10 protein-coding genes are annotated in these 11,105 nt (G+C 68.3%); 5 read left to right on the top strand and 5 right to left on the bottom strand.

The annotated features are described in order from the left end of the window. Nucleotides 1–246: 246 nt before the first annotated feature. Complete coding sequence (gene tyrS / locus MJ605_RS07655) at nucleotides 247–1,458, bottom strand: tyrosine--tRNA ligase (RefSeq protein ID WP_243040718.1); 1,212 nt, start codon at nucleotides 1,456–1,458, stop codon at nucleotides 247–249. A 182-nt stretch (nucleotides 1,459–1,640) separates the two neighbouring features. Here tyrS and MJ605_RS07650 point away from each other — a divergent pair, with 182 nt between their 5' ends. Then, nucleotides 1,641–3,080 (top strand): OapA family protein, encoded by a 1,440-nt coding sequence (locus MJ605_RS07650; RefSeq protein WP_243040716.1) that lies wholly within the window; start codon nucleotides 1,641–1,643, stop codon nucleotides 3,078–3,080. A 7-nt stretch (nucleotides 3,081–3,087) separates the two neighbouring features. Beyond that, the gene (locus MJ605_RS07645; RefSeq protein WP_243040714.1) at nucleotides 3,088–4,209 is read left to right on the top strand and encodes an anhydro-N-acetylmuramic acid kinase; all 1,122 of its coding nucleotides are present in this window, start codon (nucleotides 3,088–3,090) and stop codon (nucleotides 4,207–4,209) included. Here the strand turns inward: MJ605_RS07645 and MJ605_RS07640 are convergent, their stop codons facing one another. The 3 genes from MJ605_RS07640 to MJ605_RS07630 all read right to left on the bottom strand — a co-directional run bounded on the left by MJ605_RS07640 (nucleotide 4,210) and on the right by MJ605_RS07630 (nucleotide 6,641). After that, complete coding sequence (locus MJ605_RS07640) at nucleotides 4,210–4,515, bottom strand: hypothetical protein (RefSeq protein ID WP_243040712.1); 306 nt, start codon at nucleotides 4,513–4,515, stop codon at nucleotides 4,210–4,212. Nucleotides 4,516–4,615: 100 nt separating this feature from the next. Beyond that, nucleotides 4,616–5,863 (bottom strand): AmpG family muropeptide MFS transporter, encoded by a 1,248-nt coding sequence (locus tag MJ605_RS07635; protein ID WP_243040710.1) that lies wholly within the window; start codon nucleotides 5,861–5,863, stop codon nucleotides 4,616–4,618. A gap of 7 nt (nucleotides 5,864–5,870) precedes the next feature. Then, nucleotides 5,871–6,641 carry an exodeoxyribonuclease III gene (locus MJ605_RS07630; RefSeq protein ID WP_243040708.1) on the bottom strand — a complete coding sequence of 257 codons (771 nt, stop codon included), beginning with the start codon at nucleotides 6,639–6,641 and terminating at the stop codon, nucleotides 5,871–5,873. Nucleotides 6,642–6,675: 34 nt separating this feature from the next. Between MJ605_RS07630 and MJ605_RS07625 the strand changes: the two genes are divergently transcribed. The 3 genes from MJ605_RS07625 (at nucleotide 6,676) to MJ605_RS07615 (ending at nucleotide 8,591) form a co-directional block, all read left to right on the top strand. Next, nucleotides 6,676–7,170: a GNAT family N-acetyltransferase gene (locus tag MJ605_RS07625; RefSeq protein WP_243040706.1), complete on the top strand. Its 495-nt coding sequence runs from the start codon at nucleotides 6,676–6,678 to the stop codon at nucleotides 7,168–7,170. Between the two features lie 23 nt (nucleotides 7,171–7,193). Then, nucleotides 7,194–7,844 carry an orotate phosphoribosyltransferase gene (pyrE, locus tag MJ605_RS07620; RefSeq protein WP_243040704.1) on the top strand — a complete coding sequence of 217 codons (651 nt, stop codon included), beginning with the start codon at nucleotides 7,194–7,196 and terminating at the stop codon, nucleotides 7,842–7,844. A 108-nt stretch (nucleotides 7,845–7,952) separates the two neighbouring features. Continuing rightward, the gene (locus tag MJ605_RS07615; RefSeq protein ID WP_243040702.1) at nucleotides 7,953–8,591 is read left to right on the top strand and encodes a DUF4124 domain-containing protein; all 639 of its coding nucleotides are present in this window, start codon (nucleotides 7,953–7,955) and stop codon (nucleotides 8,589–8,591) included. A 138-nt stretch (nucleotides 8,592–8,729) separates the two neighbouring features. Here the strand turns inward: MJ605_RS07615 and MJ605_RS07610 are convergent, their stop codons facing one another. After that, nucleotides 8,730–11,057, bottom strand: a complete 2,328-nt coding sequence (locus tag MJ605_RS07610; RefSeq protein ID WP_243040701.1) for a phosphomannomutase/phosphoglucomutase — start codon at nucleotides 11,055–11,057, stop codon at nucleotides 8,730–8,732. Nucleotides 11,058–11,105: the final 48 nt, after the last annotated feature.

Below are 11,105 nucleotides of genomic sequence, written 5' to 3'. Positions count from 1 at the left end.
CGGAACATTTCGTCCCGAGTGAGCCGCTCATCTTACATCATCTTTCCAGGCCGTCAACACCTTCAGCGAAGAATTCTTGCTTTCGGTGTTGCCGTCGGAGGACGTTGCCAGCGGCGGGGTGGCGAATACTAGGGAGGCACCCTCTCTTTGGCAAGCGAAATCTGAAAGTTTTTTTCGCGTTTCGCCTAAGCCGCTGTTCCCGCGTGAAACTTTTTTTCGCGGCGGTTTCGCACCGCCGCGATCGGCTCATGCCTGCGTGAGCAGCACGCGGGCGAAGTTGCGCTTGCCCACCTGCAGGACTGCCTCGAATCCCGGGGAAAACACGCGTTGCGCGTCCTCGACGACTTCCGCGTCGATGCGCACGGCGCGCTCCTTCAGCTTGCGGTTGGCTTCCGAATTGCTGACGGTGAGTCCCGCGGCCGTAAGCAGCGCCGGCAGGCGCAGGCCTTCCGCGGGCACGGCGATCTCGGTGAGCGGCAGCAGGCTGGTGTCGCCCTCGCCGCGCACGACGGCATGCCAGCCGGCGATCGCCTGCTCGGCAGCGGCCGCATCGTGGAAGCGCGTCGCCAGTTCGCGCGCCAGCTTGAGCTTGGCGTCGCGCGGATTGAGCGCACCGCTGGCCACGTCCTGCCGCATGCGCTTGATGTCGTCCATGGAGGTTTCGAAGCTGAGCAGCTCGAACCAGCGCCACATGAGGTCGTCGCCGATCTTCAAGGTCTTGGTGACGATGTCGATGGCCGGCTCGTTGATGCCGATGTAGTTGCCCAGCGACTTGGACATCTTGTTGACGCCATCCAGGCCCTCCAGCAGCGGCATGGTCAGCACGATCTGCGGCGGCTGGCCGTGGTGCTCCTGCAGGGCGCGGCCCATCAGGAGGTTGAACTTCTGGTCGGTGCCGCCGAGCTCGACGTCGCACTTGAGCGCCACCGAGTCGTAGCCCTGCACCAGGGGATAGAGGAACTCATGGATGGCGATCGGCTGCTGCGTGGCGAAGCGCTTGGAGAAGTCGTCGCGTTCGAGCATGCGCGCCACCGTGTGCTGGGCGGCGAGCCTGATCATGTCGGCGGCCGTCATCTGGCCGAACCACTCGGAGTTGAAGCGCAGCTCGGTGCGCTCCTTGTCCAGCACCTTGTAGACCTGCTCGGCATAGGTCTCGGCGTTGGCCAGCACGTCCTCGCGGCTGAGCGGCTTGCGCGTGACGTTCTTGCCGGTGGGATCGCCGATCATGCCGGTGAAGTCGCCGATGAGGAAAATCACCTGGTGCCCCAGGTCCTGGAACTGGCGCATCTTGTTGAGCAGTACGGTGTGGCCCAGGTGCAGGTCCGGCGCGGTAGGGTCGAAACCGGCCTTGATGCGCAGCGGACGGCCGAGCTTCAGGCGCTCGACCAGCTCTTCCTGCTTGATGATCTCGTCGGCGCCGCGCGCGATGGTGGCCAGCGCCTGCTCAAGCTCGTTCATGTATTCCTCAAATTTTCGTTGTCTGGGCGTGACCGGAAATCATAGCTTTCCGGGCGGTTCCGTTAATTGTGTGTTAATCGAAAAGATCATGCAACCCATTGATGGAAAAGGCATTGACGCTCTTTGCACAAGGCCGCTATGGTACGCGGCAATGTGAATTTTGTACCTGGGGAACACCGGGCATGGGTGAGAGAAACGAGACCGCGCGTTCAGCGCGCAAACTGGCCATGCGTCGAAAGGCGCAGCGTCGCCACTCTCACTTCTATGAACGCTGCGCGCACTGGTCGTTCGGCTGCCATGGCGAGGCGGAGCCCATCCGCTGGCACCGCGAGCGCTGGATGCTCGCCGGTACCGCGCTGCTTATCACCGCCGTTTCCGGCTTCCTCATTCCCGCCTGGGCCAGCGCGATGCGTCCGGACACGGTGTCCACCGCGCATGCGGTGCTGCCGCTGGCCCTGCCCAAGGCCGCGCCCGAGGTCACCCGCGCCCCGAGCGTGGAAGACTGGCACATCGTGCAGGTGCAGCCCGGCCAGACGCTGTCCGACCTGTTCCAGAGCCAGGGCCTGAGCCTCACCGACGTGCAGCACGTGGTGGACCAGTCGGGCGATGCCAAGGCGCTGCACCACATCAGCCCCGGCCAGGAGTTCGACTTCCTGCTCGACAGCGACGGCAGCCTGAAGGGTATCCGCTTCGACAAGGACGAAGCCAACCGCACCATCATGCGCTTCGATGGCGGCAAGGCAACGGTGACGGCGCAGGCGCGCGAGGTGGACCGGCGCGAGCACGTGGCGCACGGCACCATCGACAGCTCGCTGTTCGCCGCCGGCTCCAAGGCCGGCATGAGCAATGCGATGGTGCTCAAGCTCGCCGAGCTCTTCAAGTACGACATCGACTTCGTGCAGGACCTGCGCGAGGGCGACAGCTTTACCGTGGTCTACGACGACATCTACCGCGACGGCGCCTACCTGCACGAAGGCGACATCGTGGCGGCGGAGTTCGTCAACCAAGGCCAGCGCTACACCGCCTACCGCTTCAAGAAGGACGACGGCAGCTACGGCTGGTTCAGCGAGGACGGCCGCCCGATCCAGAAGTCGTTCCTGCGCATCCCGGTGGATTTCACCCGCATCTCCTCGCAGTTCAGCGCGGCGCGCATGCATCCCATCCTGGGCCTGATGCGCGCGCACAAGGGCGTGGACTACGCCGCGCCCACCGGCACGCCGATCCACGCGGCCGGCGACGGCGTCATCAAGTTCAAGGGCTGGATGAACGGCTACGGCAACTTCGTGGTCATCCAGCACAACGGCACCATCAGCACTGCCTACGGCCACATGTCGCGCTTCGCCAGCGAGAAGGTCGGCCAGCACGTCGGCCAGGGCGAGGTGATCGGCTACGTCGGCATGACCGGCCTCGCCACCGGCCCGCACCTGCACTACGAATTCCGCGTCAACAACGTGCAGCGCGACCCGCAGACGGTGACCCTGCCCAAGCCGGAACCGCTGCCCGCCGCGCAGCTGGCCAAGTTCAAGGCCCAGGTGGTGCAGCCGCAGCTGGCCCGGCTGAAGGCGCTGGACGCCAACATCAAGCTGGCCAAGGCCAGCGGCACCAAGCGCAACGACGACTGATTCCCCCGTGAGCGACGCTTCGGCGCTTTACCTCGGCCTGATCTCGGGCACCAGCGCCGACGGCATCGATGCCGCGCTGGCGCGCTTCGACGACCACCAGGCGCCCCAGTTGGTGGATGCGCTGACGCATCCGTGGCCCGACGCCTTGCGCACGCAGATCCTCGCCGTGGCGCAGGACGAAACGCGGCTCGACCTCGACGCCTACGGGCGGCTCGACGTGGCGATCGGGCAGTGCTTCGCCGAGGCGGCGCAGGCGCTGCTGGCGCGCCACCCGGACCGGCGCGGCGCGGTGCGGGCGATCGGCTCGCATGGGCAGACGCTGCGGCACCGGCCCGCGGGCGAGCATCCCTTCACGCTGCAGGTGGGCGATCCCTCGGTAATCGCCGAGCGCTGCGGGATCGACGTGGTGGCCGACTTCCGCCGCGCCGACGTGGCCGCCGGCGGCCAGGGGGCCCCGCTGCTGCCCGCCGTCCACGCGATGCTGCTGGCGCGGCCGGGCCGCACGCGGGTCGTGCTGAACCTGGGCGGCATCGCCAACATCACCGTGCTGGCGGCCTCGGGCGCGGTGTCCGGCTTCGACACCGGCCCCGCCAATGGACTGGTGGATGCCTGGTACCTGCGCCATCACGGCCGCCCCTACGATGCGGACGGCGCGTTTGCGGCATCCGGGCATGTGGATGCGGCGCTGCTGGACGCATTGCTCGCCGATCCCTATTTCGCCCTGCCCCCGCCCAAGAGCACCGGGCGCGAGCATTTCCACTTGGCCTGGCTGGCATCCCACGCGCGTGTGCCGGCCCTGCCGCCGGCGGATGTGCAGGCCACCCTGCTGGAGCTGTCGGCACGCAGCATCGCCGAGGCGATCGAGCGCCACGCGCCGGATGCCGCCGAAGTGCTGGCCTGCGGCGGCGGCGTGCACAACGGCCTGCTGATGCGCCGGCTCGGCCAGTTGCTGGCCCCGCGCGCGCTGACGAGCACGGCCGAGCATGGCGTCGACCCGGATTACCTTGAAGCCACCGCCTTCGCCTGGCTGGCGCGCCAGCGCTTGCTGGGGTTGCCCGGCAACCTGCCGGCGGTCACCGGCGCGCGCGGGCCGCGCGTGCTGGGAGCCGTCCATCTGGCCCCGCGCTAGTCAGGGAGCGTCGTCGTCCCGCAGCTTGGTGGCGCGCTTGGCCAGCTGGGAGCTCGGCGTGCGGGAAAGCGCCTGCACGGCCTCCTGGAACGCGGCCTTTTCCTTGGAATCCCAATGGCCGCCCAGCGTGGTCAGGTCGCCGGGGTCCAGCATGGTTTCGGCGAATACGTTCGATGAGGCCATGCCCAAGCCATGCCGCAGTGCGTGCAGCACCACGTCATTGATCGACCACTGCCGCTCCTTGGCCAGCGTCTTGATGCGCTCGGCCATGGAACTGTCGATATGGCGTATGACGAGGTCCGGCACGGACGCTCCCTCCCACGGTCATAGGCCCCCTGTGAGCGCATGGTGAAGCCGCCGCCGGCCACGCGCAAGTCGTCCGGGCGAACGGAGTTGGCAGCTTCTGCTAGTGGGGGCGCGCCTGCTCGACCTGGTGAATCGCCTGGCGCAAGAAGATGACCAGCAGCAGGCCCGGTATCGCCGACAGTGCCGTGATCACGAAGAACATGGACCAGCCGACCAGCGGTACCAGCCAAGCCGCCAGCGGACCAAGAAAGACCCTGCCCACTGCCGACAAGGCGGACAACAGCGCGTACTGGGTGGCCGAGAAACGCACGTTGCACAGGGCTGTCACCAGTACCACGAAGGCGGTGCTGCCCAGCGCACTGAAGAAATACTCCGCCGCGACCACCGATCCCATCGTGGTGAGATTCGGCCCGCTGTGCACCAGCAGGATATAGCTGAGGTTGACCAGGGCCTGCGCCACGCCCATCCACAGCAGGGCGTGGAACAGGCGCATGCGCGTCACGATCCAACCGCCGGCCAGCGCGCCCAGGATGCCGGCCGCCAGGCCGATGGTCTTGCTGACCGTGCCGACCTGGGTCAGCGTGAACTGCGGCACGCGCAGCAGGAAGGTCGTGGACAGCGCCAGAGCGAAAGCATCGCAAAGCTTGTACAGCACCATCAGCGCCAGCCACGCGAGGGCGATCAGGCCGTAGCGGTGGAAGAAGTCGGCAAACGGCTGCACCACCGCTTCGGCGAAGTTGCGCGCAGGCTGTTCATCGGGCGCGTCGGGCGAAAGGAGGGTCACCGGCACCATGGCCAGCATCAGCACGCCCATCAAGCGATAGACCCAGCTCCAGCCGAGGCTGTCGGCCAGGATCAGCGCGATGGCGCCCGACGCCAGCATGGCGATGCGGTAGCCGCCTTGCGAAAGCGCCGTGCCCCAGCCGCGTTCGGCCGGCTGCAGCAGGTCCGTGCGGTGGGCGTCGTAGGCAATGTCCTGGGTTGCCGAGGCAAACGCCAGCAGTACGCCGAAGAAGGCGATGCTGGTAGCCGCGCTCTCGGGCGTATAGAAGCTCATGCAGAACAGCGCCGACGCGCACAGCACCTGCATCAGCACGATCCAGCCACGGCGGCGGCCCAGCCAGGGCAGCGGCAGGCGATCGAGCAACGGCGCCCACAGGAACTTGAAGATGTAGGCCTGGCCGATCAGCGTCACCCAGCCGATGGCCTTGAGGCTCAGGCCGCTGGTGGTGAACCAGGCCTGCAAGGTGCTCGACGACAAAGCCAGCGGCAAGCCCGAGGAAAACCCCAGCAGGCCGATGCTCCAGACGCGCCAGCCGCCGCCGGGCAACGGCCTGGCCTGCGCCACATCCCGCTCAGTCGGCATAGTCGACGGTGTATGGCGCGTGGTCGGAGAAGCGTTCGTCGCGATAGATGGCGCAATGCTTCAGGCGCTCGCGCAGCGACGGGGTGACGATCTGGTAGTCGATGCGCCAACCCACGTCGTTGGCGCGCGCGTTGCCGCGGTTGGACCACCAGGTGTAGTCCTGGCCGGTGGGGTGCAGCGTGCGGTAGCTGTCCACCCAGCCGTGCTTGTCGACCAGGTCGTTGAGCCAGGCGCGTTCTTCCGGCAGGCAGCCGGAGTTCTTCTGGTTGGAGCGCCAGTTCTTGATGTCCAGCTCGCTGCGCACGATGTTCCAGTCGCCGCACAGCACGTAGTCGCGGCCGCTCTTCATCCACTTGGCGAAGATCGGCGCGATCCAGTCCATCACCTCGAACTTGAACCGCTGGCGCTCCTCGCCGGACGAGCCCGAGGGCACGTACAGCGATACCACGCTGAGCTTGCCGAAGCGCGCCTCGATATAGCGGCCCTCGTTGTCGAACGGCGCCCAGCCGAGTTCGGTGAGCACTTCGTCCGGCTCGCGCCTGGCGTAGATCGCCACGCCGCTGTAGCCCTTCTTGCTGCTGGCGTCGCGGTAGAAGCAATGGTGGCCGTCGGGGCGGAACATCGCGTCGCCGAGCTGGTCTTCCTGGGCCTTGGTCTCCTGCAGGCAGACCACGTCGGCCCGCTGGTGGCGCAGCCATTCGAACACGCCCTTGTTGGCGGCCGAGCGGATCCCGTTGGCGTTGAGGCTGATGATGCGCATGTGTCACTCCGGCTATTGCGCCATCATAACAACCATGCCCGATTGCCCCGCCATCCGCGTCGTGCCCGCCGGCGCCGTGAGCCGGCCCGAACTGCTGCGGCTGGACGTGCGGGCGGCGCAGCGCCCCTACGTGGGAATCATCGCCGACCTGCTGGCCGATGCGGAACAATGCCCCGGCTGCGAGCCGATGGCGATCCTGCTGGATGGCGCCCCGATCGGCTTCTACCGCATCGAGACGCGGCCCGGCAGCATCGCCGGCCGGGACTTCGCCGAGCCCACGCTGGGCCTGCGCGCGTTCTTCATCGACCATCGCTGGCAGCGCCGGGGCCTGGGCGCGGGCGCGCTGGCCGCGCTGCTGGCCGACCTGGCGCGGCGCCATCCCGCGGCCCGGCAACTGGCCCTCACCGTCAACATCCGCAACACGGCGGGGGTCGCACTCTATCGCCGCGCCGGCTTCGCGGATGCCGGCGCGCTGTACCATGACGGGCCCGCCGGCCCGCAACACCTGATGCTGCGTGCCCTGCCCTGATTCCCACGCGAGAGAACACCGCCGTGCACGACTACCAGCGCGACTTCATCGAACTCACCCTGCAGCGCGAGGTGCTGCGCTTTGGCGACTTCACGCTCAAGTCCGGCCGCCAGAGCCCCTATTTCTTCAACATGGGCCGGATCGACTCCGGTGCTGCGCTGGCCCAGCTGGGCCGGGCCTACGCCGCCGCGGTGGTGAACGCGGGCGTCGAGGTCGACATGCTGTTCGGGCCGGCCTACAAGGGCATCGCGCTGGCCGCCGCCACCGCCATCGCGCTGGCCGACCAGCACGGCCGCGACCTGCCCTGGGCCTACAACCGCAAGGAAGCCAAGGACCACGGCGAAGGCGGCGTGCTGGTGGGTGCGCCGCTGAAGGGACGCGTGCTGATCGTGGACGACGTGATGACGGCAGGCACCGCGGTGCGCGAATCACTGGCGCTGATTCGCGCGCAGGGCGCGACGCCGGCGGGCGTGCTGATCGCGCTGGACCGCCAGGAGCGCGGCCAGGGTGAACACTCGGCGGCGCAGGAGGTCACCGCCGAGTTCGGCATCCCGGTGATCGCCATCACCAGCCTGGGCGACGTGCTGGCCTATGCGGGGGAACGGCCGGAACTGGCCGCCGAGCACGCGCGACTGGTGGCGTACCGCGAACGCTACGGCGTCGGTCGCGCCTGACATGCGATCTGGTTGGCGATCTGCGTCACACACGGGCAACAGCGCCATGGCCGCGTCATGGCCGCGCAGGACCGCCGGCTATACTTCCGCCAACCAGGGGGAAAATCGATGCGCAGAACACTCATAGTCATCGCGATGCTCGCGCTGGCCGCCAGCGTGCAAGCCCAGGCGCAGAAGGGCAGCAGCTACCGCTATCGCTGGAAGGACGCCTCAGGCCTGCCCCACTACAGCGACAGCCTGACCGCGGACGCGATGAAGTACGGCTACGACATCGTCAACGACCGCGGCCTGGTGATCCAGCACGTGGATCGCCAGCTCAGTCCTGAGGAGCGCGCCGCCGCGCAGAAGCAGGCCGAGCAGCAGGCCGCGCAGAAGCAGGCCCAGCAGCAGCGCGCCCGCGAGGATGCGCAGATGCTGGCGGCCTATCCCACCGAGGCGGCCTACAAGGCCTCGCAGCAGCAGAACCTGGACAACATCGACCAGCAGATCAGCACGACCAAGGCCAACTTGCGCAGCCAGGAGAAGGCGCTCACCGACCTGCTCACCCGCGCGGGCGACCTGGAGCGCGCCAAGCAGCCGGTGCCCAAGTTCCTCAGCGACAGCATCGCCAAGCAGCGCGATGTCGTCGCCAAGCAGCGCAACGTGCTGGAACACGAGCAGTCCTCGCGCGACGCCGCCGTGCAGAAGAACGCCACGGACCTGGAGCACTACCGCGAGCTGAAGGCCGCGCGGGAGAGGGAGCAGTAGGGGAAGCAGGGGTAGGGGATGGGCTAGTGGGGGCGCGGGAACCAGCCGTTCACGCCGGCTTCCAGGCTTCGACGAAAGCGTTCACGGCCAGGGCATAGCGCGCGGGCTTGCGCCCCTGCTACCCGCCCCCCATCCCCATCAAAACGGCAACTTCAACCCCGGATCGACCGCCAGCAGCTGTTGGCGGAACACCTGCTGGATGCGCTTGAGCGCCACCTCGTTGTCGGCGTCGAAGCGCAGCACGAGGATCGGCGTGGTGTTGGACGGACGCACCAGACCCCAGCCGTCCGGCCAGTCGGCGCGCACGCCGTCGAGGGTGGTGAGCGTGGCCTCGCCGAAACTGGCCTTCTGGCGGAACGCCTCGATGAAGCGGTAATGCTCGCCCTCGGCCATCGCCACTTTCAGCTCCGGCGTGGACACGCCCTTGGGGCAGGTGGCGAAGATGGCCTCCGGCGTGCGCTCTTCCGGGTCGCCCGCAAGAATCTCCATCAGGCGCGCGGCGGCGTAGATGCCGTCGTCGAAGCCGTACCAGCGCTCCTTGAAGAAGAAATGGCCGCTCATCTCGCCGGCCAGTTCGGCGTCGGTCTCGCGCATCTTGGCCTTGATCAGCGAATGGCCGGTGCGCCACATCAGCGGGCTGCCGCCGGCGTCGAGGATCTGGCCCTTCAGGTGGCCGGTGCACTTGACGTCGTAGATGATGGTGGCGCCCGGCCGGCGCGACAGCACGTCGCGCGCGAACAGCATCAGGGTGCGGTCGGGGAAGATGATCTCACCCTCCCGGGTCACCACGCCCAGGCGGTCGCCGTCGCCGTCGAAGGCGAGGCCGAGGTCCGCGCCGGTCTGCTTCACCGCGAAGATCAGGTCTTCCAGGTTGTGCGGATCGGACGGGTCGGGATGGTGGTTGGGGAAGGTGCCGTCCACTTCGCAGTACAGCGGGATCGTCTCGCAGCCGATGCCGTCGAGCACCTGCGGCGCCACCGCGCCGGGAATGCCGTTGCCGCAGTCGATCACCACCTTCAGGCGGCGCTCGGCCTGCACGTCGGAGACGATGCGGTCGACGTAGTCGGGCACCACGTCGAGGTGGCGCAGGCCGCCCTGGCCACCGCGCTCCAGCCGGTTGCCGACGATGCGCTGGTAGAGGTCCTGAATGGCCCCCTCCGACAGCGTCTCGCCGCCGACCACGATCTTGAAGCCGTTGTATTCGGGCGGATTGTGGCTGCCGGTGACGGCCACGCCGCAGCCGGTATTGAAGCGGTAGGCGGCGAAATAGACCACCGGCGTGGGCACCGCGCCCACGTCGATCACGTCGATGCCCGCCTCGCGCAGGCCATCGGACAGCGCGCCCGCCAGTTCCGGGCCGGACAGGCGGCCATCGCGGCCCACCACGATCTCGTGCAGGCCCTTCTCTCGCATCACCGTGCCGATGGCCTGGCCGAGCAGGCGGGCCACCTCCTTGGTCAACGACTTGCCCACCACGCCGCGCACGTCGTAGGCGCGGAATATGGCCGGGTCCACCGTGACCGGCACCGTCGCGGGCGCCGGGGCCGGTGCGGGCGCGGCCAATGCCGGCGTCGTCGGCGCCGGCGTGCTTTCCATCAAATCGGACAAAACGGGTTCCTCATCCACCACGGCAATCCGGCCGCGCGGACGATGGCGCCACCAGAACAGGTATCCGCCGCCGCCCAGGCAAAGCAGCCCGAGCAAGGCGGTCAATGGCCACGCATGCGGCAGCACGATGTAGGCCTGCGGCAGCGCGGCCGCCACGCTGAGCGTGCTGCCGGCCACGGCCATGCCATCGGTCTCGCGCAGGGCCGACGGCGTGCCGTTGGCCAGCAGGCGCAGGTCGCCGCGATCATCGCCCTGGCGAAGCTCCAACCGCCCGCCCGCCGGCGGGATGGAGTCGAAGCGCTCCTGCAGCGGCGCGAACGGCAACGCCGCCCACACCCATGCCTGGGGATGCTCGGGCCGGCCGGCCGGCACCACCAGGCTCAGCACGCGACCGCCCTTGGTGTCGGGCACGGTCTGCGCCAGCGGCTTGCCGTCTGCGGTCTCCGCCGCCATCAGCTGGGCGGCCTTGCCATAGCCGAAGGCACGGTAGTTGGCATGCAGCACTTCATCCAGGCTGCCGCTGTAGACCTCCACCGCCAGGGCCTGGGGCAGGCTTTCGCGCAGGGCCGCCGCCGCTACCGCGGGGTCGGCGACCAGCGCCGCGGGATCCATGGCGTGCACGGCGGCTTCCACGCGGCCGCGTTCGCTGGCGATTTCCGCCGACAACGCATCGACGGCCTGCTTCTGCGCGGCATGCACGCGCTCGGCCGAGCTGCCCTCGTCGGCGATCTGCCAGGTCTGCCACAGGCAGAACAGGCCGCCGAGCACCAGCAGGGTGCCCGCCGCCAGCGGCAGCAGGCGACGCCCGTCGATCGACCCGGCGAATGGCCGCCCACCGAGACTGATGATTTTCGCCATGCCCTGTCCCCACGCAGGTTTGCGTCGGCCGGGTGCCCCGGCCCCGCG

It is taken from the genome of Dyella sedimenti (genome assembly GCF_022760995.1).
Classification (GTDB): domain Bacteria; phylum Pseudomonadota; class Gammaproteobacteria; order Xanthomonadales; family Rhodanobacteraceae; genus Dyella; species Dyella sedimenti.
This window is presented reverse-complemented; position numbering and strand designations above follow the sequence as displayed.

What these genes read in the sequence shown, in the direction of transcription:
- MJ605_RS07615 (WP_243040702.1), top strand. Translation starts at nt 7,953, where the DNA reads ATGCGCAGAACACTCATAGTCATCGCGATGCTCGCGCTGGCCGCCAGC.
- MJ605_RS07630 (WP_243040708.1), bottom strand. Translation starts at nt 6,641, where the DNA reads ATGCGCATCATCAGCCTCAACGCCAACGGGATCCGCTCGGCCGCCAAC.
- MJ605_RS07610 (WP_243040701.1), bottom strand. Translation starts at nt 11,057, where the DNA reads ATGGCGAAAATCATCAGTCTCGGTGGGCGGCCATTCGCCGGGTCGATC.
- tyrS (WP_243040718.1), bottom strand. Translation starts at nt 1,458, where the DNA reads ATGAACGAGCTTGAGCAGGCGCTGGCCACCATCGCGCGCGGCGCCGAC.
- MJ605_RS07625 (WP_243040706.1), top strand. Translation starts at nt 6,676, where the DNA reads ATGCCCGATTGCCCCGCCATCCGCGTCGTGCCCGCCGGCGCCGTGAGC.
- MJ605_RS07650 (WP_243040716.1), top strand. Translation starts at nt 1,641, where the DNA reads ATGGGTGAGAGAAACGAGACCGCGCGTTCAGCGCGCAAACTGGCCATG.